The sequence below is a fragment of the Lentilactobacillus buchneri genome (assembly GCF_018314255.1).
GTDB classification, from domain to species: Bacteria; Bacillota; Bacilli; order Lactobacillales; family Lactobacillaceae; genus Lentilactobacillus; species Lentilactobacillus buchneri.
This window is the reverse complement of the sequence record NZ_CP073066.1, coordinates 45,769-65,280: the sequence shown is the minus strand read 5'-3', so window position 1 is coordinate 65,280 and position 19,512 is coordinate 45,769. Positions and strand designations below refer to the sequence as shown.

Below are 19,512 nucleotides of genomic sequence, written 5' to 3'. Positions count from 1 at the left end.
ATGAATTCAGATACGGTATATTATTTTGTAGGAATTAAAGGAACCGGGATGGCCGCCATGGCCTTAATCTTGCATGACCGTGGTGAGAAAGTGCAGGGGTCAGACATTGACCAGTACACGTTTACACAACGCGGGCTTGAAAAGGCTGGTATTAAAATTTTACCTTTCGATGAAAACAACATTCACGAAGGATTAACGGTGATTGCCGGTAACTCCTTTACTGATGATCATCCAGAAATTAAGAAAGCCAGAGACATGGGGTTGACGGTTTATCGTTATCACGAGTTTCTTGGCAAGATCATCAAGGGTAAGACCAGCATCGGGGTTTCTGGTGCCCATGGGAAGACCAGTACGACTGGCCTGTTAGCCCACGTGCTTTCAGGAATTGCACCAACCGATTATTTAATCGGTGATGGTTCTGGGAAAGGTGTTCCCAATGCCCGGTTCTTCGTCTACGAAGCTGATGAATACCGTCGTCACTTTTTGGCAACCGAACCGGATTACGCCATTATGACTAACATTGACTTTGATCATCCGGATTACTACAAGAGCATCGACGATGTTGCCGATGCATTTCAAACGTTTGCGAACCAGACGAAGAAGGGCATCTTTGCCTGGGGTGATGATAAACGTCTCCGTCAACTAAAAGCCAAGGTACCAATCTATTATTATGGCCTCAAGGATACTGATGATTTCCAAGCGGTGGATGTTAAGCGGACGACCAGTGGTTCGAGCTTTGATGTCACTTATAAAGGTAAAAATCTGGGAAACTTTTCAGTGCCATTGTTTGGTGAGCATAACATTTTCAATTCACTGGCTGTGATTGCCGTGGCTTACTTTGAAGATGTTGATTTGGATGAAATTCGCAAAGAATTGAAGACTTTCCAAGGCGTTAAGCGTCGGTTCGCCGAACGTAAGATTGCCGGGATGACGATCATTGACGATTATGCCCATCATCCAACTGAAATTAAGGCAACCATCGATGCTGCCCGTCAGGAATATCCAAGCAAAAAGATTGCCGTGGTCTTCCAGCCGCATACTTTCAGCCGAACGATCGCTTTAATGGATGATTTTGCCAAGAGTTTGAACTTGGCCGATGAAGTTTTCCTGACCTCGATTTACAGTTCGCCGCGAGAAAGTCACGGAAAAGTTTCCAGCGAGGACCTGTCTAAGAAGATCACTAAGGGTGGCCGCATTTTGTCCGTTGACAATATGTCGCCACTATTGGACTACGATAACGACGTGGTTATTTTCATGGGTGCTGGCGACATTCAAAAGTATGAAAAATCTTACGAAGATCTGCTAAGCCATTTAAGCAAAAAAATTAATTAAGATATCTTATAAAAGCTGTTAGTTGAGTCCTAAATACTTGATTAATGGCTTTTATTTGGTAGAATTACTTAACAGTATAAGTATAAATACTGCAAATTGTTTGAGGCAATATTTGAACTTACAAACAAAAGGGAGCGGATTTAATGAACAATTATCCAAATGAACAACAGGAAGCTCGACGAGTCGTCAACAACGCAGCCGGGTTGAATGCTTTTTTAACTAAAATGTATGGCTGGATGAGTTTGGCCGTTTTAGTTTCTGCAGCAACAGCATTTTTAGTTAGTGGGTCTGTTGCTGGTGGAATGGCGGCTTACATTGCAGGTCACCAAGGTGTGATGTGGGGATCAATGATTTTGTGGTTTGTTTTGCCATTTGTCATCTCACTTCAAGCGTTGAAACGGCCGACCCTCGCGTTTACAGTACTGATGTTGTATTCAATTCTAAGTGGTTTTGTTTTCGCCACGATTGCGTGGGCGTATACAGGTGCCTCAATTGCGGCAGCTTTTGTTTCCGCTTCGGCAATTTTCATCACAATGACAACCGTTGGATTAGTCACCCACAAGAACCTTGATCGTTGGGGTGCCCAAGCAACTGCTGCTTTAATTGCGTTAATCATTGCCATGATTATTAACATCTTCCTGCGCAGTTCAGTGATTTCATTTGTTTTCTCGATCATCGCAGTGTTAATCTTCACGGTCTTAACCGCCTATGACACCCAAAAGATGAAGCAGATGTATAACCAATATTCTGGTAATGGTGATGTTTCCATGACCGGTTTGGCAGTCTTTGGTGCTTTACAATTGTACTTGGACTTTGTGAACCTGTTTCTCCAATTACTCTCGATTTTCGGCAACAACGACCGTTAATTCACACTTCGTCACAACGATTGGCCATTGATTTGGTTGATCGTTTTTTGTTATCTGTCGTGGTAAAATTAAAGTAACAGTTTTCACCAGAGGAGAAGTTAATGACTAAAAAATTATTATTAATTGATGGTAATAGTATTGCCTTCAAAGCGTTTTATGCTTTATACACGGCCATGGACAAATTTACCAATCCATCTGGCCTACATACCAGCGCCATTTATGGCTTTAACCGGATGTTGGACAAAGTATTAGCAGACGAGAAGCCCACCGATGTGCTGGTCGCATTTGATGCCGGCAAAACCACTTTTCGAACGAAAATGTACGCTGATTATAAAGGCGGTCGAGCTAAGACACCAACTGAACTTTCCGAGCAATTTCCCTTCTTAAAAGAATTGATCAACGCCCGCGGCATTTCCACCTATGAATTACCGGATTATGAGGCCGATGATATTATTGGAACGCTCGCCAAAAAGGCTGAAGAAGCTGGTGACTACCAAGTTGTGATTGTCACCGGCGATCGAGATTTGACCCAGTTAACTTCAGATAAGACCACGGTTCAGGTTTCTAAAAAGGGTGTCACCGAACTGGAAACATATACCCCCAAACACGTCGAAGAAAAGCTGGGTGTTAAACCGAGCCAGATTATTGAAATTAAGGGTCTGAAAGGCGACAACTCCGACAACTATCCCGGCGTTGAAAAAGTCGGTGACAAGACAGCTGTCAAGCTGGTTCAACAATTTGGCACGATTGACAATCTCTATCAAAATATCGACCAGGTTTCCGGTAAAAAATTAAAGGAACATTTGATTCATGACCAAGCCCAGGCCGAGCGCGCCCACACGTTGGCAACAATCAACCGCGACGCGCCGGTAACAGTCTCTTTGGATCAGTTGAAGTATCAGGGAGACAATATCGATAAACTGACCGATTTTTACGAGAGAATGGGCTTCAAATCGTTTCTGGCCAAGTTATCTGTTGATGATCAGGATCATGCCGACGATCAAGCAGATATTCAATACACTGTCTTGTCCGCCAAGAATGCGGCTGAGCTGGATCAGTTCACAGATGAAGTGACTTTTCACCTGGAAATGTCAGAAGAAAACTACCACACATCGCCATTGGTTGGCTTTGCGATTGGACAGGGTAACAAATGGTATGTGACCAACGATCCTGAATTGCTTCACAATCAGCATGTCAGTGACCTCCTGACCAGCAAGACCATCAAAAAGAACCTTTTTGATGCCAAACGAACCTATGTCGGTCTTTATCGACAAGGGATTGAGCTTGCCAACGTGGACTTCGATATGCTGCTGGTATCATATTTGCTTAATACAACTAATAATAGCAACGACGTCGGCACCGTTGCCCATTTACACGGATTCTATAATGTTAAAACCGATGAAGAAGTCTATGGAAAGGGTGCCAAGCGACACATTGACCCGCAATCACCTGCCTTTTTGGCCCATTTGGTTCATAAGGTCAAAGCGATTGATGCTCTTCACGACGGGATGTTTAAGGATCTGGATGCCCATAATCAATCCAAACTGTACTGGGATATCGAAATCAAGATTGCCTTTGTCCTTGCCCACATGGAAATCAATGGCATCAAAGTTGATGCAGCCACTTTGGAGGGCATGGGCAGTAAGTTTAAAGAGCGGCTCGCTGAAATTGAACAGACCATTTTCCAAGAAGCTGGTGAAGAATTTAACATTGGTTCTCCCAAACAACTGGGAAAGATTCTGTTTGAAAAGCTCCGCCTGCCGATTCTAAAGAAGACCAAAACCGGCTATTCGACCTCGGTTGATGTTTTGGAGAAACTGGCTCCGGATGCACCAATTGTTCAAAATGTGTTGGACTACCGTCAGATTTCCAAACTACAGTCGACATATGTTGATGGGCTATTAAAGGTCATTCATCCAGATGATTCCAAAGTTCACACCAGATATCTGCAGACGTTAACCCAGACTGGTCGATTGTCTTCAGTCGATCCCAATCTGCAGAATATTCCGGTTCGCTCCGAGGAAGGCCGACTTATTCGCCAGGCCTTTATTCCATCACATCCAGGCTGGCAGATTTTCTCCTCTGATTATTCTCAAATTGAACTGCGGGTGTTGGCGTCAATTACCGACGACCAAAATATGCAGGACGCCTTTAAAAATGGCGAGGATATTCATGCCACCACGGCACGGAGAATTTTTGGACTGCCGTCAAATGAAGAAGTCACCCCGGAACTTCGGCGTCAGGCCAAGGCAGTTAACTTTGGGATTGTTTATGGGATTAGCGATTTTGGTTTAGCGTCCAATACCGGCATTACCAGAAAACAGGCGCATCAGTTTATTGAACGTTATTTTGAAGAATATCCCGGCGTTAAAAAATATACCGAAGACATCGTTGAATTTGCCCGTAACCACCGCTACGTTGAGACGATTGCCCATCGACGCCGTTATTTGCCGGATATTAATTCCAAGAGCTTTAATCTGCGTTCATTCGCTGAACGGACTGCCATGAACACACCAATCCAAGGCAGTGCGGCCGACATCATCAAAATTGCGATGATTAATATGGCCGATGCAATCAAGGATATGAAAACCCGCATGCTGCTGCAGGTTCACGATGAATTAATTTTTGAAGTTCCTGACGAGGAATTGGACACCGTCAAACAACTGATTCCAAGCGTCATGGATTCAGCGATCCACTTGAATGTGCCATTAAAAGTTGAAAGCCACTGGGGTAAGACCTGGTATGATGCAAAATAAGTTGAAGCAAATGGGGGATCTCAATGCCTGAATTACCTGAAGTTGAGACCGTTAGACGCGGCCTGACCCAATTGGTTAAAGGAAGCACCATCCAATCGGTGGATGTGTTGTATGCCAAAATGATTAATTTACCACCAAACGATTTCAAAAAAGCCCTCCGTGGCAAAACGATTGAAAAAATTGATCGACGTGGTAAATACCTTCTGATTCGACTGAGCGATAATCTGACGATTGTTTCTCATCTGAGAATGGAAGGCAAGTACGATGTGGAGCCTGAAGATGCACCGGTCGGTAAGCATACCCATATCATTTTTCATCTGACCGATGGGCGCCAGTTGCGTTACAATGATACGCGAAAATTTGGCCGAATGAATTTGGTTGATACTGGCACTGAAATGCAGGTTGCCGGTCTGAAAACGATTGGACCGGAGCCCACCGAAGATGATTTGACCGTCGATTACATGCAGAAAATTTTTGGTAAGAGCCGCAAAGTGATCAAACCATTTTTACTAGACCAGAGTAATATTGCCGGGTTGGGTAATATTTACGCCGATGAGGTCTTATGGCTAAGCAAAATTAATCCTCAACAGCCTGCCAACACGTTGACGTTGAGACAAATTAAAGAGTTGCGAAAAAATATTATCGTCGAATTAGCCAAGGCGATTGCCGGTCATGGAACGACCGTCCACTCATATTCAACTGCATATGGGGAAGCCGGCAGTTTTCAAAATCAATTGAATGTTTACGGCCGTGAAGGCGAACCCTGCTCGAGATGCGGCACAAAGATTGTTAAAATCAAGTTGGCTCAGCGGGGCACCCACTTTTGCCCAAAATGCCAACCTTTACGTGGTGTAAAAAATGACTAAATTAATTGGCTTAACCGGCGGGATTGCCACCGGAAAATCAGTGGTCAGCGATTACCTTCATCAGCAGGGGATTCCTGTGATTGACGCTGACATCGTGACCCATCAAGTTGAACAAACCGGGACTCCTGGGCTCCAAGCACTGGTGGACGCATTTGGACAGCGGATTTTGCTGGCTGACGGCGCACTTGACCGCCAGGCACTCGGCCGGATTGTGTTTAACAATCCAGCTGATCTCAAACAACTGGTTCGAATCATTGACCCATTCATTCGCGAAGAGATTCTTTCTCAGTTGAAACGTTATCGGGATACTGAAATGACCGTCTTGGACGCACCAACTTTATTTGAAAATGGCTATGTCCACTTAGTCGACGAGGTGGTGGTGGTTTACTGTGATCCGGTCACTCAGTTGCAGAGATTGATAAAACGCAATAAACTGAGTATTGTAAGTGCAATTAAAAGAATCGGAAATCAATGGCCATTGCAGACAAAATGCGATTTGGCTGATACAATTATTTATAACTCAGGAACAATGACAACAACGCTGACACAAGTCGACAGATGGTTGGCGAAGGAAACGAAATAGACGAGGTGAACACCATGCAATGTCCTCATTGCGGATACAATGGTTCCAAGGTTGTCGACAGCCGGCCAACTGATGACGGTCGGGTGATCAGACGAAGAAGAGAATGTGAACACTGCGGTTTTCGATTTACCACATTTGAGCGGGTCGAAGTAACACCGTTATTAGTGGTGAAGAAAAATGGTAACCGCGAAGAATTTAACCGTGAAAAACTGTTAAAGGGGATCGTCAGGTCCGCTGAAAAACGGCCGGTTTCGATGGATGCCATTACCAATTTGGTGGATCGGGTTGAAAATAAATTGCGGTCACTAGGCGAGAATGAAGTTTCCAGCCAACAAATTGGTGAATACGTCATGGAAGATTTGGCCAATTTGGATGAAATTGCCTATATCCGGTTTGCCAGTGTTTACCGTCAATTCAAGGATATGTCGGTCTTTTATAAAGAGCTTAAGGAAATTATGGAAAAGGATAAGAAAAAGGGTCAGGATCACTCGGGGGACAAATAATGGCAGAGTCGTTCGATAAATTAACACCCGATACAAAATATCTCACGACCAATGCCCATATTAATCGGAGCCTTGATCACAGTGTTCTAACCAATTTGTATCTACCAATCATTGGTGAAAAAGCATTGGGATTATACAATTTGTTGTGGTCGATGAGCTTAAATGATCATAATCAGTTGGTTTTGCATAAGCATTACGAAATTCAGAGCATGTTAAATTGCAAAATTGACCAGCTGGTGGCGATTCGAAAGCAATTGGAAGGCGTTAAACTGATCAATACTTTGGTTTCCCAAAACAAACCGGATGTCTTGATCTACTCGTTGAATCTGCCGCTAACTGCTGAACAGTTTTTACGAACCGATATTTTGTCGATTATTTTATTGAGCAAAGTGGGCGAAACAACCTACAAGCAGATTGTCGACCGACTAGTGCTGCCACTTCCGGATCTCGGGGAGACGACCAATATTTCGGCTTCACTGCTGGATTTATTTGCTGTGCCCCAGAACCTGATTAAAAACATTCCGGGCGCAGTCAACGACGCCAAGCAGACCATTGTTCGATCAGCTGCAAATGTCAGTGAGAACAGTTTCGAACCGGATAGTCACCAGTTTAACTTCAAACTCCTATTAAGCATGTTGGAAAATTCATACGTCGATCTTAACTCTGTTAAAGCCGCTCGTGATTTGATTTTGTCAGAGAATTTGCTCTATGGAATTGATGAGATCCAAATGGCTAAACTCATTCAAAAGGCAACTAATCTCAGCACCAATGAATTGAATCAATCACAGTTGAAGGCAATTATTACTGACAATTTCAGCCGGCATCAAGCAGAGAACGTGGAGAAGGCAGCACCTACTGCCGAGATCACGCCTTCTTCTGCAAAATTCGACACGGCAACCACTCAACTGATTTCAATTAGTAAAAAGACGGCTCCTGTCGTGTTTTTGGAACAAATCAAGAAACAAAAGCACGGTATTGTGACCAGCGGTGAGCAGCGAACCTTGCGCGAGCTTGTCAACCTGCGCGTGTTGCCGAATGAAGTCATCAATATTTTGATTTACTATTTATTAGTTGATGAAAATCGTTCGACTCTCAATAAAAACCTGATGTCAACGATTGCCGATGATTGGTCACAACACGGGATTTTTGATGCCGAGCATGCAATCGATGCCATTAAGAATCGAACAATCGACAAACAGAAAAAAGCTGATAAGCGGGCTGCCAAGTACAAACAGCGACGGGTTAATGTCAAAGAGACCCTGCCGGATTGGGCGAAGGATGATCAACCTTCCTCTGCCAGCCAGCCAACCTCACAGTTGACTGATGCCCAAAAGAAGCAGCTTAAAGCACAGCTTGATAAGTTAAAAAAGCCGGGGAGTAGGTGAGATTGAATGGAAAAAGTAAGTGATTTCGTCAAGAAACTAATGGAAGACCGTCAATTTAAGGGTGGCAATGTCGCATCAGGTTTCCAAAAAATTATCGAACAGATCAAAAATGACCCTGAGATCGCCAAATTTCTTCAGGATCATCAAGGTGAACTGGCTCCTGATGCGGTTGACCGTTCTGCTGCCAAACTGTATGAGTATGTGAATGTCAAAAATCAGATTAAGGCCAAGAAACAATCATTTGCGCCTGGGTATTTGCCCCAATTGGTCATTAACGATCACTTGATTGATATTGCGTATTCGGCCTCTCCAGAGGTCATCGAAAAGCAGCGCAGTCAGTCCTTGGCGCGTCGAATCAAGACGGTTTCAATGCCTAAAGATATCAAGGATGCCCGGATCGCCGAATTCGACGGGGCTGATCCCGATAATCCAGACCCCAATCGTTATACGGCCCTTTCAATGGCATTGGATTTTATTGCTCAAATGAAGGCCGACAAAAAGACTTTCCATCCGGGTCTGTACATATATGGGCCGTTTGGTGTCGGTAAAACATACCTGACAGGTGCAATTGCCAACGAACTTGCCGATAACGGGATTCAAACCACTATGGTCCATTTTCCAAGTTTTGCTGTCGAAATGAAATCGGCGATCACCGATAACTCGGTCACCGAAAAAATTGATGTGATCAAAAAGTCGCCGGTGCTGATGATTGATGATATTGGGGCTGACTCAATGTCCTCGTGGGTTCGTGATGAAGTATTGGGCGTTATTTTGGAATACCGGATGCAACAGCAGCTACCGACGTTTTTTACGTCTAATTTTTCAATGGCCCAACTCGAACAGGAACATTTGCGTATCAATCAAAAAGGCGACGATGAACCATTGAAAGCCAAACGACTCATGCAGCGAATTCGATTCTTGTCTCGTGAGGTCGAGATGACTGGTAAAAATCGGCGACCAGTTTAATTTACAAATTGAATTGACATTTTTGAACGGCAACTCTATACTAAATGTCAATGAATCAAAGAGACATGACAGTGATGACTCATCACAGGGAGAATGGTTCCAGCCTGGAAGACCGTTTGTTGAGAAATTGTTTGTTACCACTCTTTGAGAATGGATTGCGGATAATGCTTTCCCGGTTGGTACCGTTAGCAGCCACTTGAGAGCTTTTTGGATAATTGTATCCAAAAATCCAATTTGGGTGGAACCGCGCTAATTGCGTCCCTGATGTACTTGTATAAGTATGTCAGGGGCTTTTTTTGTGGCTCCAATAAAAATATAAAGGGAGTAAGAAATATGTCACAACTTTCATTTGAATTTCCAGATGGTAGTGTTAAACAATTTGATGACGGCGTTACCTCAGAAGCCATTGCCAAATCAATTGCCGTCAGTTTAGGTAAAAAAGCCGTTGCCGCCAAGGTTGACGGAAAATGGGTCAACAATGACGAGCCCCTACATAAGGGCGGCAAGATTGAAATTGTTACGTCAGATAGTGACGAAGGCCTCAGTGTATTACGCGCAACTGCCGCCCAGATTTTGAAAATGGCAATTGCCAATGATTTTGATAATATCCACTTTGGTGAAAGCGATGCCGATGAAGACGGCTTCTTCGTTGATACCGATAAACCTGACACTCAAATCAGTGTTGATCAATTGAGTGCACTTGAAGATTCAATGCATAAGATTATCAAACAGGATCTGCCAATCAAGGTGGTCTTCTTAAGCGCTGATGACGCTGCAAAGGTTGCCGGCGACGATCCTTATCAAAAAGAATTGGTCAAAGCAAACGAAGTTAACGGCCAAGTTAAATTCTTCCAAATCGGTGACTTCCAGTCAATCGCCGAAGGAGCTGTTTTACCATCAACCGGCAAAGTTAAGATCTTCAAGCTGCTCTCAGTTGCCGGAGCTTACTGGCAGGGCAAGTCATCCAACCCAATGCTTCAACGGATTTATGCAACTGCTTTTAACAAGCAAAAAGATTTGGATGCCGACCTTGAGAAGCGCAAGGAAGCCCATGAACGTGATCACCGAGTCATCGGGAACGAACTGGATCTGTTCTTTGTTGATCCAAAAGTCGGTGCCGGCTTGCCTTACTGGATGCCAAACGGTGCAACGATCAGAAGAACCATTGAACGCTACATTGTTGACAAGGAAGTTGCCAACGGATACCAACACGTTTACACACCGGTTTTAGCCAACCTTGATCTGTATAAACAATCAGGACACTGGGATCACTACCGTGAGGACATGTTCCCGCCAATGGACATGGGAGACGGTGAAGAGCTTGAACTGCGGCCAATGAACTGCCCAAGTCATATTCAAATTTATAACCACCATATCCGTTCATATCGTGAACTGCCACTTCGGATCGCTGAACTCGGAATGATGCACCGTTACGAAAAATCAGGTGCTTTGTCCGGACTTCAACGAGTTCGTGAAATGACTTTGAATGATGGTCATACATTTGTCGCCTTGGACCAGATTCAAGAAGAATTCAAGAATATCTTGAACTTGATGGTTGAGGTTTATCACGATTTTGATATTAACGATTACACCTTCCGTTTGAGCTACCGTGACCCGAAGAACACCGAAAAGTACTTCGATGACGATGAAATGTGGACCCGTGCTCAGACCATGTTGAAAGGTGCCATGGATGAAATGGGCTTGGATTATGTTGAAGCCGAAGGTGAAGCTGCCTTCTATGGTCCAAAGCTGGATGTTCAGACCAAGACCGCTCTGGGAAATGAAGAAACTTTGTCAACGATTCAATTAGACTTTATGCTTCCTGAACGCTTCGATCTTCACTACATCGGCGAAGATGGCAAACAACATCGCCCAGTCATGATTCACCGTGGCCTGGTTTCTACCATGGAACGATTTGTTGCTTACCTGACTGAAATCTACAAGGGTGCCTTCCCAACCTGGTTAGCACCACATCAAGTTAAGATTATTCCTGTCAGCCAAGACAAGCACCTGGATTACGCTAAGAAGATTAACGACCAACTTCGGGCATTGAAGATTCGTTCGTCAGTTGATACTCGTGCCGAAAAGATGGGTTACCTGATCCGCGATGCACAGACTCACAAGATTCCATATACGTTAGTTGTCGGTGATGAAGAAGTGAGTGGCAACAGCGTTTCAGTTCGTAAGTATGGTGAGCAGGATACCCAATCAGAGTCAGTTCCGGACTTCATTGATGAAGTATCTAAAGACATTGCTTCATATTCACGCGAAGAAGATTAACGAATTACTGAGTCACTTATTAATGTGCTTAACGGTTCATAGTTGACACATAAGTGATTAGATGATATTCTGTAATAGTTGTTCAAATGAAAGCAGGAGCTACCCGCTTCTCGCCTGAGTAAATTTCTGAATTTGCTGGGCATGATATCGAGTAAGAGCTTGGTCAGCCAAGTTCTTTAATTGAGAGCGGGCGCAAATGTGTGCCCGCTCTCTTTCTGCTTTTTCAAATTATTCGGAGGTGAAGTACCATAGCAAAAGATATGATGGTTAATGATGGAATCCGTGCTCGTGAGGTTCGTTTGATTGGTGCTAATGGTGATCAACTTGGTGTTAAGACTAAGTCAGAAGCTCTTCAGTTAGCTGAAGATGCCGACTTGGATCTTGTCCTGGTTGCACCGAAAGCCAAGCCACCGGTTGCAAAGATTCTTGATTATGGGAAGTATCGTTTCGAGTTGCAGAAGAAGGAACGTGAATCCCGTAAGAAACAAAAAGTCATCAGTGTCAAGGAAGTTCGATTAAGCCCAACAATTGATGTGAACGATTTTAACACCAAATTGAAGAATGCTAAGAAGTTTTTGGCAAAGGGCGAAAAGGTTCGGGTCTCAATTCGATTTAAGGGCCGTGCCATTACGCATAAGGATATCGGCCGGAAAGTTCTTGACCGAATGGCTGCTGAAACGGCGGATGTTGCCACCGTTACCCAACGACCTAAGATGGACGGAAGAAGCATGTTCTTAATGCTTTCACCAAAAGACCAAGATCAAAAATAATAGTTGTTAAATACTTGAGGAGGATTTTTACCAATGCCTAAACAAAAAACAAACCGTGCTGCAGCAAAACGTTTTAAGAGAACTGCCAACGGTGGATTTAAGAGTGCCAATGCTTATACCAGTCACCGTTTCCACGGTAAGACAAAGAAGCAACGCCGCCAACTTCGTGGTACTAGTATGATGGACAAGACTAATATCAAAACTTATAAGAAGTTATTGCCACATCTATAAAATCAACTATACATTCAATTATTACTTTTCAAAATATAGGAGGAATTCAAAATGCCACGAGTAAAAGGTGGAACAGTCACACATGCACGTCGTAAGCGTGTTTTAAAATTAGCTAAGGGTTATCGCGGTGGAAAGTCTCGTTTATTCAAGACTGCCAAAGACCAAGTTATGAAGTCACAGGTATATGCATTCCGTGACCGTCGTAACAACAAAGGTAACTTCCGTAAACTTTGGATTGCACGGATTAACGCTGCTGCTCGTCTTAATGACCTCAGCTACAGCCAATTTATGCACGGTCTGAAGCTTGCCAACATCGACATGAACCGTAAAATGCTTGCTGATTTAGCAGTTAGTGATACTGAAGCTTTCAAAGCTTTAACTGACGAAGCTAAAAAAGCACTTAAGTAATTTTGATGTGCTAAAATGACTTTCACCGATAGTTTGGTGGAAGTTTTTTTAAATAAATTTACTATAATTTAAGGAGCGACATATGTTGTCTCGATTTAAACCAACATGGATGATTGGGGATATTTACACGATTTCTCCCCAATTCCTGCGGGATCATAATATCAACTGTGTTCTAACCGATTTAGACAATACCTTGGTACCTTGGAACTCCAAGAAGGGTTCTCAAGCGTTACGCAACTGGTTGTCAGAAAATAAGAAATTTGGCATTAAGGTGATTGTTGTGTCCAATAACAGTCACAAGCGAATTCAACGCGCGGTTCAAGATTACGAGCTGCCGTTTGTTCCCAGGGCAATGAAGCCGCTCACTATCGGTATCCGGCACGCTCTCAAGGAATTTAATTTACAAAAGCGCAACACTGTTATGATTGGCGACCAATTGATGACTGATGTGGTGGCTGCCAACAGATGCGGTGTTCGCAGCATTTTGGTGAAGCCACTGGTGCGTGACGATGCTTGGAATACCACGATCAATCGTTACTTTGAAAAGATTGTCTGGAATAAATTATCGAAAAAATATCCTGATTTACATTGGAAATAGGAGGAATTATGGCAAATAATGAAGTTGTTGTTGACGGTGAAGTCGTTCATTGTGTGGGTTGTGGGGCAGCTGTCCAGACGACTGACAAGAACGCACTCGGATACACCCCTGAATCTGCTTTGAAGAAGGGGCTTGAAAATGGGGAGGTCTATTGTCAGCGTTGTTTTAGACTTCGCCACTATAATGAAATTGCTCCCGTCAGTTTATCGGATGATGACTTCTTAAAGCTGTTAACCAGTATTTCTGATACTGACTCTTTGATCGTGTACGTGGTTGATATTTTTGATGTGAACGGAAGCCTCATTCCCGGTCTCCATCGATTTGTCGGCAACAATCCGGTCCTGTTGGTTGGTAATAAACTCGATATTTTGCCCAAAGCCTTGAAGCATAACAAGGTGAAGGATTGGTTGCGACAACAGGCTAACGCGGCCGGTATTCGGCCAATTGATGTTGAGCTGATTTCTGCTAAGACGAATTTTGATATTGATCGTTTGTTGGATCAAATTGAAAAGTACCGTCAGGGAAAAGATGTTTATGTCGTTGGGGTTACTAATGTTGGTAAATCAACTCTGATCAACTCAATTGTCCGCCAGTCAACTGGCATCAAGGAGTTAATCACAACTTCTCGATTCCCAGGGACGACATTGGATCGGATTGACATTCCGCTCAATGACGGTCATAACTTAGTGGATACCCCAGGGATCATCCAGCCTGAGCAAATGGCCCACCATCTGTCCGGTAAAGAATTGAATTTGGTGACGCCACAAAAAACAATCAAGCCGAAAGGTTACCAGTTAAATCCGGGTCAAACACTCTTCTTTGCCGGCGTTGCCCGTTTTGATTACAACTCTGGTGAGAAGCGTCATGGATTCACAGTCTATGCTGAGAATAATTTATTCATTCATCGAACGAAATTAGAAAATGCCGATGAGTTTTACGCTACTCATGTGGGTTCATTTCTAACACCGCCAACCGAAGATCAAAAGGCTGATTTTCCAGCATTGGAACCTCATGAATTTAAGTCCACCGAAAAAAGTGATTTAGTGATTGAGGGCTTGGGTTGGGTAACTGTTCCAGAGGGCGTTTCCGTCACTGGATGGGCTCCTAAAGGCGTATCCGTTTTGATGCGCCCAGCAATGATTTAAATAAAGAGGGACTTATGAAATTAACAGGAAAACAAAAACGATTTTTAAGAGCCAATGCCAATCGCATGCGGCCAATCTTTGAAGTTGGTAAAAACGGTCTTTCACCAGTTTGGCTTGAAGAGATTCAAAAGGCACTTGATACGCGTGAACTGATTAAAATCAATGTTTTACAAAACTCAACAGCAACCGTCGATGACATCAAGGACTATATTGAAACCAAAAGTGATGTGACGGTGGTTCAGACGATTGGGAAGACTTTGGTTCTCTTCAAGCCGTCAAAAGATCCAAATAAGCAAAAATTATCCAACGAAGTTTTGGCGATTTAGAGGTAATGAAGGATGAGCAACGTCATGAATCATGTCGAAACATTAACCCAGACGAAAACAATTACAAAACAAAACGGTAAACGCATCGGAATCTTAGGTGGGACCTTCAATCCAATTCATAACGGGCATTTAATTATTGCCGAACAGGTCTTGGATCAACTAGGGCTCGACAAAGTTTACTTTATGCCTGATGCCAATCCACCGCACGTTGACCGGAAATTTGCGATTGATGCCAAAGATCGGGTGGCCATGATTAACTGCGCCATTCGGGACAATCCCAAGTTTGCCATTGAAATGACTGAGATTATGCGTGGCGGCGTCAGTTATTCCTACGACACAATGAAACAGTTGACCCAACAGCATCCCGAGAATCAATATTACTTTATTATCGGTGGTGATATGGTCGATTACCTGCCAAAATGGTATCGAATCGATGATCTGGTCAAATTGGTTTCGTTTGTCGGTGTCAAACGTGACGGCTACACACCAGCTTCCAAATACCCGGTAATTTGGGTTGACGTGCCGTTCATCGATATTTCATCATCGCTGATTCGCTCAAAAATGCGACAGCACCAGTCAATTAAGTACTTGGTTCCGGCCGCTGTTGAACGTTATATAAAGGAGAACCATTTATATGAAAAATGATCAACTAATCTATCAAGGCCATTTCGTTCCATACACTCGTGACGAGTTGGTTGGCAAACTACGCGCCGCTCTCAGTGATCACCGCTTTCAGCATTGTCTGCGTGTTGAGCAGACGGCTATGGACCTCGCAGAACAAAACGGGGTTGATGTTGAAAAGGCGGCGATTGGTGGATTGGTCCACGACTATGCAAAGCAACGTCCGGATGACGATTTTATTCAAGCAATCAAGGACTATCAATTAGACCCTGAACTGCTGAATTATGGCAACGCAATTTGGCACGGTGTTGTTGGTTGGTTGTTTGTCAAAAATGAGTTACAAATCACCGATATTGATATTTTAAACGCCGTCAGGTACCATACAGTTGGGCACCAGTATATGACGCCGTTGGAACAAATTGTCTATATGGCCGATTATATTGAACCAGGTCGGGATTTTCCAGGTGTCGATGAGGCACGCAAGATGACCAAGAATAATCTGCAAGATGGCGTTGCCTACCAAACCAAACAAACGTTGGGATACTTGGTTGCCCACAATAAGCCCGTTTTTCCACAGACAATCATGACTTATAATAGTTGGGTACCAAGTTCAGGAATAGATTAAGGAGTAAATATGAACAGTAAAGAAATTTCAGAAGTCGTTGTTCGTGCGGCAGACAGTAAACGTGCCAACGATATTGTGGTTCTCGATATGCAAAAGGTTAGTCTGATGGCTGACTATTTTGTCATCGCTGACGCAGCTTCCAGTCGACAGGTGAAGGCGATTGCCGATGAAATTGTTGATCAGGTTGAAGCCGATGACGTCAATGTCTACAGTGTTTCTGGTAAAGATTCTGCCCGCTGGATTTTAATTGACCTCGGTGACGTGGTCGTTCACATTTTCCAGAAAGATGTCCGTGATTTTTACAATTTGGAAAAATTATGGTCGGATGCCCCAATCGTTAATACCGATTCGTGGGTGGAGGCATAATGATCTATACAGAATTCGCCAAATTTTATGATGATTTATTTGACGCAACTCTCTATGATCGTTGGGCCCATTTTGTTGTGAACAAGACAAAAGGGATCCAAAAACCGCCTTCAGAAATTAAAATTTTGGATCTGGCCTGCGGAACTGGTCGCTTGGCGATTAAATTAGCCCAAAAAGGGTTTCAGGTGACTGGGGCGGATCTATCAGAGGACATGCTGACAATTGCCGAGCAAAGAGCACGCGAGGCAAGTGTTGACGTGCCCTTTATTCAAACTGATATGCGCAATCTGGACGGCCTTGATCAGTATGATTTGATCTGCTGTTTTGATGATTCCTTGAATTATCTGATTGATCAAAATGATTTGGAGACAACTTTCAAAGCAGTGTATGATCATCTCAATTCGGACGGTCAGTTTCTCTTTGACGTGATTTCACCTTATCAGGCAACCGAGGTTTATCCTGGTTATATGTACAACTATCGGAGTGAAGATGCCGCTTTTATGTGGACCAGCTACGAAGGTGACTTCGCGCCAATGGCTGTTGAACACGAGTTGAACTTCTTCCAATACAATGAGGAGAAGGATGCTTATGATGCGTATAATGAAGTCCATCGTGAGCGCGCTTACGATGACACGGTGATTAAAGATCTGCTGTCACAGACTGGTTTCTTGGTAACTCTGGCAAGCACCGATTTTGGGGACAACCCCTTCGTACGGGAAACCAAGCGCTGGTTCTTTAGTACGGGAAAAGATTAAGGAAGTCGGAGAATATGCTTCAAGCTGTTGGGATTGTTTCAGAATACAATCCCTTTCATAATGGACATTTATATATGCTCGAACAGGCAAAGCAGGCAACCGGCGCAGATGTTACTGTCGCCATTATGAGCGGCAATTGGCTGCAGCGGGGTGAACCGGCTGCGTATGACAAATGGCAACGGGCTCACGCTGCCCTGCTGGGTGGAGTTGACCTGGTCATTGAACTGCCATTATTTTCGGCGGTTCAGCCTTCCCACCTATTCTCAAAAGGGGCGGTTGATTTGGCTGCCAAAATGAAGTGTCGGTGGTTGGCCTTTGGTGCTGAGCATCCTGAAATGGATTATCAAAAGCTGATTGACCATCAGCCAAAAAATCCTGCCGACTTTAAACGATTTGATCGTCCATACGCCTCCGTCTTCCAGGATTATCTATTTGAGAAAACCGGCATTCGGTTGAATCAACCCAATGATGTCTTAGGATTTGGATACGCAAAAGCCAATGTTGAAACAGGCAGGCCGCTTTCGCTGGTACCAATCAAGCGAAAGGGCAGCCAACATGATGCGACTCAAATTGACGATGCCAGCCCTATTGCCAGTGCGACAGCGATTCGCCAAGGGGTCCTTAAACATGACTTGAAGGCTGCTGATCGAGTGGTTCCCAAGGGGACAATGGGGATGCTTGAGCATGACCGAATGCTCACCTGGCAAGATTTTTGGCCGTTTCTCAGGTTTGAATTGGTTGAGAGTCCGATTGAAAAGCTTCACCAGATTTATCAAATGACCGAGGGAATTGAGTACCGTTTAAAACGGGCCGCAATCAAGGCAGAAAGCTTCACCGAGTTCCTACATTTGGTCAAAACCAAGCGTTATACGTATACAAGAATCCAGCGACTGTGTACCTATGTCTTGTTACATGCAGTTCCAAGTGATATGCTTCAGGCGGCCGGATATGTCCGGCTGTTGGGCTTTAACGCGGTAGGTCAAAGATACTTGAATCAAATCAAAGGAGACCTTGACGTTCCATTGATTACCAAAATTACTGACGACGTTGTTGCCGACACAATCCAAATGGATTTTCGGGGTGGGATGTTAACCCAGATGATTAACGGCTTGTCTCAAGATTATTATCGACATCCAATCATCCTGGAATAATCCGTAAACTCCTATCAAGGAAATTGCCTTGACAAGCCTATTTGTTGCCGGTATAATAAGTTTTGTTGCATTGGAGGAATTATATTGAAATGGTACTTTAGAGACTTGCAAAAGTACTCGGATACTGATCCTTTCACATTCAACGAGAACCTTCAAATCAAAGCCGATTTGCTTGATCGCTACGCTGATGAAGTGATCGATGCATCCGACTTTCACGTTGAAGGAACTGCTTTTGCCGATCGTGGTGATGTGATTATTGACTCCCATATTGTTGGGAAGTTGGTCGTCCCGTCATCCCGTTCATTGACACCCGTTGACCTACCGCTTGATTTTACAGTTGAGGAGTTTTATGTTCCTTCCAAGGCTGCTGAATCACGGTATGGAAAAGATGACGTTGTCTTTGTTTTAGATGAAGATGATATGGTTGATATGCAAAGGGCAGTTGTTGATAATGTGATTTTGCATATTCCTATGCACGTCCTGTCTCCTGAAGAACTTGCAGGCAAAGAGATGCCAAGTGGTGACGATTGGGATGTTATGTCCGTCGATGACTACAGCAAGCAGAAGGCAGAATTGAAAACCGTTGATCCACGTCTGGCCGAATTGAAGGACTTTTTTAAGAATCGAGATTCGAAATAGCTGGACTTAAAATTTCACTAGTGGATATTTTATTTTGACGAGGAGGGAAAAAGAATGGCTACACCAGCACGTAGAACTTCTAAAGCAAGAAAGCGCATGCGTCGCGGTCACATCAAGTTGACGACTCCTAATTTGAGCCTCGACCCAAAGACCGGTGAATACACCATGCCACATCACGTATCACCATCAGGCTTTTACAAAGGCCGTAAAGTTATCAAAGATAACAAGTAATTAATAACCAATTTAGAACGCCATGGATTCTAAATTGGTTTTTATATACATAAAAATAGGGCCGCCAGCGAGATGCGTTTCGCTGGTGGCCCTTAATTCAGGTTCTACA

The 19,512-nt window shown here is 43.8% G+C and carries 22 protein-coding genes and 1 other annotated feature; all 22 genes read left to right on the top strand.

Features of this window, described 5'->3' with window-relative positions; translation table 11 throughout:
• The 22 genes from murC (at nt 1) to rpmF (ending at nt 19,403) form a co-directional block, all read left to right on the top strand.
• Entirely contained in the window at nt 1-1,332 is a 1,332-nt protein-coding gene (gene murC, locus KE627_RS00400; protein ID WP_013728022.1) for a UDP-N-acetylmuramate--L-alanine ligase, read from the top strand.
• A 143-nt stretch (nt 1,333-1,475) separates the two neighbouring features.
• Nucleotides 1,476-2,198: a Bax inhibitor-1/YccA family protein gene (locus tag KE627_RS00395; RefSeq protein WP_013728021.1), complete on the top strand. Its 723-nt coding sequence runs from the start codon at nt 1,476-1,478 to the stop codon at nt 2,196-2,198.
• Between the two features lie 101 nt (nt 2,199-2,299).
• Nucleotides 2,300-4,954, top strand: a complete 2,655-nt coding sequence (polA, locus tag KE627_RS00390; RefSeq protein WP_013728020.1) for a DNA polymerase I — start codon at nt 2,300-2,302, stop codon at nt 4,952-4,954.
• 23 nt (nt 4,955-4,977) lie between these two features.
• Nucleotides 4,978-5,820: a DNA-formamidopyrimidine glycosylase gene (gene mutM / locus KE627_RS00385; RefSeq protein WP_056938762.1), complete on the top strand. Its 843-nt coding sequence runs from the start codon at nt 4,978-4,980 to the stop codon at nt 5,818-5,820.
• On the top strand, nt 5,813-6,403 hold the full coding sequence (coaE, locus tag KE627_RS00380) for a dephospho-CoA kinase (RefSeq protein WP_013728018.1): 591 nt from the start codon (nt 5,813-5,815) through the stop codon (nt 6,401-6,403). Before mutM ends, coaE begins: the two co-directional genes overlap by 8 nt.
• A gap of 14 nt (nt 6,404-6,417) precedes the next feature.
• Nucleotides 6,418-6,906, top strand: a complete 489-nt coding sequence (gene nrdR, locus KE627_RS00375; RefSeq protein WP_013728017.1) for a transcriptional regulator NrdR — start codon at nt 6,418-6,420, stop codon at nt 6,904-6,906.
• Complete coding sequence (locus tag KE627_RS00370) at nt 6,906-8,291, top strand: replication initiation and membrane attachment family protein (RefSeq protein ID WP_013728016.1); 1,386 nt, start codon at nt 6,906-6,908, stop codon at nt 8,289-8,291. Before nrdR ends, KE627_RS00370 begins: the two co-directional genes overlap by 1 nt.
• 6 nt (nt 8,292-8,297) lie before the next feature.
• Nucleotides 8,298-9,257, top strand: coding sequence for a primosomal protein DnaI (gene dnaI / locus KE627_RS00365; protein WP_013728015.1), 960 nt, complete (start codon nt 8,298-8,300; stop codon nt 9,255-9,257).
• Between the two features lie 333 nt (nt 9,258-9,590).
• Nucleotides 9,591-11,537 (top strand): threonine--tRNA ligase, encoded by a 1,947-nt coding sequence (gene thrS / locus KE627_RS00360; RefSeq protein WP_013728014.1) that lies wholly within the window; start codon nt 9,591-9,593, stop codon nt 11,535-11,537.
• An 84-nt stretch (nt 11,538-11,621) separates the two neighbouring features.
• Nucleotides 11,622-11,759: a sequence feature (ribosomal protein L20 leader region), on the top strand.
• Between the two features lie 38 nt (nt 11,760-11,797).
• Nucleotides 11,798-12,307: a translation initiation factor IF-3 gene (gene infC / locus KE627_RS00355; RefSeq protein ID WP_014940041.1), complete on the top strand. Its 510-nt coding sequence runs from the start codon at nt 11,798-11,800 to the stop codon at nt 12,305-12,307.
• Between the two features lie 33 nt (nt 12,308-12,340).
• Nucleotides 12,341-12,538: a 50S ribosomal protein L35 gene (gene rpmI, locus KE627_RS00350; RefSeq protein WP_008856901.1), complete on the top strand. Its 198-nt coding sequence runs from the start codon at nt 12,341-12,343 to the stop codon at nt 12,536-12,538.
• Between the two features lie 51 nt (nt 12,539-12,589).
• Complete coding sequence (gene rplT, locus KE627_RS00345) at nt 12,590-12,946, top strand: 50S ribosomal protein L20 (protein WP_013728012.1); 357 nt, start codon at nt 12,590-12,592, stop codon at nt 12,944-12,946.
• 82 nt (nt 12,947-13,028) lie between these two features.
• Nucleotides 13,029-13,544 (top strand): YqeG family HAD IIIA-type phosphatase, encoded by a 516-nt coding sequence (locus KE627_RS00340; RefSeq protein WP_056938763.1) that lies wholly within the window; start codon nt 13,029-13,031, stop codon nt 13,542-13,544.
• Nucleotides 13,545-13,552: 8 nt separating this feature from the next.
• Entirely contained in the window at nt 13,553-14,689 is a 1,137-nt protein-coding gene (gene yqeH / locus KE627_RS00335; RefSeq protein WP_056938764.1) for a ribosome biogenesis GTPase YqeH, read from the top strand.
• 14 nt (nt 14,690-14,703) lie between these two features.
• On the top strand, nt 14,704-15,015 hold the full coding sequence (gene yhbY / locus KE627_RS00330) for a ribosome assembly RNA-binding protein YhbY (protein ID WP_013728009.1): 312 nt from the start codon (nt 14,704-14,706) through the stop codon (nt 15,013-15,015).
• Nucleotides 15,016-15,027: 12 nt separating this feature from the next.
• A complete protein-coding gene (locus tag KE627_RS00325) occupies nt 15,028-15,660 on the top strand; it encodes a nicotinate-nucleotide adenylyltransferase (protein ID WP_013728008.1) in 633 nt (210 codons plus the stop codon).
• On the top strand, nt 15,650-16,261 hold the full coding sequence (yqeK, locus tag KE627_RS00320; protein WP_013728007.1) for a bis(5'-nucleosyl)-tetraphosphatase (symmetrical) YqeK: 612 nt from the start codon (nt 15,650-15,652) through the stop codon (nt 16,259-16,261). The genes KE627_RS00325 and yqeK overlap by 11 nt, the downstream gene beginning before the upstream one ends.
• Nucleotides 16,262-16,270: 9 nt before the next feature.
• A complete protein-coding gene (gene rsfS / locus KE627_RS00315; RefSeq protein ID WP_013728006.1) occupies nt 16,271-16,627 on the top strand; it encodes a ribosome silencing factor in 357 nt (118 codons plus the stop codon).
• The gene (locus tag KE627_RS00310; RefSeq protein WP_013728005.1) at nt 16,627-17,382 is read left to right on the top strand and encodes a class I SAM-dependent DNA methyltransferase; all 756 of its coding nucleotides are present in this window, start codon (nt 16,627-16,629) and stop codon (nt 17,380-17,382) included. Before rsfS ends, KE627_RS00310 begins: the two co-directional genes overlap by 1 nt.
• A gap of 14 nt (nt 17,383-17,396) precedes the next feature.
• Nucleotides 17,397-18,533, top strand: coding sequence for a nucleotidyltransferase (locus KE627_RS00305; RefSeq protein ID WP_056938765.1), 1,137 nt, complete (start codon nt 17,397-17,399; stop codon nt 18,531-18,533).
• A gap of 84 nt (nt 18,534-18,617) precedes the next feature.
• On the top strand, nt 18,618-19,172 hold the full coding sequence (locus KE627_RS00300) for a DUF177 domain-containing protein (RefSeq protein ID WP_013728003.1): 555 nt from the start codon (nt 18,618-18,620) through the stop codon (nt 19,170-19,172).
• Nucleotides 19,173-19,226: 54 nt separating this feature from the next.
• Entirely contained in the window at nt 19,227-19,403 is a 177-nt protein-coding gene (gene rpmF / locus KE627_RS00295; protein ID WP_013728002.1) for a 50S ribosomal protein L32, read from the top strand.
• The last annotated feature ends 109 nt before the right edge of the window (nt 19,404-19,512 follow it).

Excerpts from the sequence above, each read along its gene's own strand:
- KE627_RS00395 (WP_013728021.1), top strand. The coding sequence starts at position 1,476 with ATGAACAATTATCCAAATGAACAACAGGAAGCTCGACGAGTCGTCAAC.
- rsfS (WP_013728006.1), top strand. The coding sequence starts at position 16,271 with ATGAACAGTAAAGAAATTTCAGAAGTCGTTGTTCGTGCGGCAGACAGT.
- dnaI (WP_013728015.1), top strand. The coding sequence starts at position 8,298 with ATGGAAAAAGTAAGTGATTTCGTCAAGAAACTAATGGAAGACCGTCAA.
- KE627_RS00310 (WP_013728005.1), top strand. The coding sequence starts at position 16,627 with ATGATCTATACAGAATTCGCCAAATTTTATGATGATTTATTTGACGCA.
- murC (WP_013728022.1), top strand. The coding sequence starts at position 1 with ATGAATTCAGATACGGTATATTATTTTGTAGGAATTAAAGGAACCGGG.
- KE627_RS00305 (WP_056938765.1), top strand. The coding sequence starts at position 17,397 with ATGCTTCAAGCTGTTGGGATTGTTTCAGAATACAATCCCTTTCATAAT.
- nrdR (WP_013728017.1), top strand. The coding sequence starts at position 6,418 with ATGCAATGTCCTCATTGCGGATACAATGGTTCCAAGGTTGTCGACAGC.
- polA (WP_013728020.1), top strand. The coding sequence starts at position 2,300 with ATGACTAAAAAATTATTATTAATTGATGGTAATAGTATTGCCTTCAAA.
- yhbY (WP_013728009.1), top strand. The coding sequence starts at position 14,704 with ATGAAATTAACAGGAAAACAAAAACGATTTTTAAGAGCCAATGCCAAT.
- rpmI (WP_008856901.1), top strand. The coding sequence starts at position 12,341 with ATGCCTAAACAAAAAACAAACCGTGCTGCAGCAAAACGTTTTAAGAGA.
- KE627_RS00340 (WP_056938763.1), top strand. The coding sequence starts at position 13,029 with ATGTTGTCTCGATTTAAACCAACATGGATGATTGGGGATATTTACACG.
- thrS (WP_013728014.1), top strand. The coding sequence starts at position 9,591 with ATGTCACAACTTTCATTTGAATTTCCAGATGGTAGTGTTAAACAATTT.
- KE627_RS00325 (WP_013728008.1), top strand. The coding sequence starts at position 15,028 with ATGAGCAACGTCATGAATCATGTCGAAACATTAACCCAGACGAAAACA.
- rpmF (WP_013728002.1), top strand. The coding sequence starts at position 19,227 with ATGGCTACACCAGCACGTAGAACTTCTAAAGCAAGAAAGCGCATGCGT.
- KE627_RS00370 (WP_013728016.1), top strand. The coding sequence starts at position 6,906 with ATGGCAGAGTCGTTCGATAAATTAACACCCGATACAAAATATCTCACG.
- rplT (WP_013728012.1), top strand. The coding sequence starts at position 12,590 with ATGCCACGAGTAAAAGGTGGAACAGTCACACATGCACGTCGTAAGCGT.
- mutM (WP_056938762.1), top strand. The coding sequence starts at position 4,978 with ATGCCTGAATTACCTGAAGTTGAGACCGTTAGACGCGGCCTGACCCAA.
- yqeK (WP_013728007.1), top strand. The coding sequence starts at position 15,650 with ATGAAAAATGATCAACTAATCTATCAAGGCCATTTCGTTCCATACACT.
- infC (WP_014940041.1), top strand. The coding sequence starts at position 11,798 with ATGATGGTTAATGATGGAATCCGTGCTCGTGAGGTTCGTTTGATTGGT.
- coaE (WP_013728018.1), top strand. The coding sequence starts at position 5,813 with ATGACTAAATTAATTGGCTTAACCGGCGGGATTGCCACCGGAAAATCA.
- yqeH (WP_056938764.1), top strand. The coding sequence starts at position 13,553 with ATGGCAAATAATGAAGTTGTTGTTGACGGTGAAGTCGTTCATTGTGTG.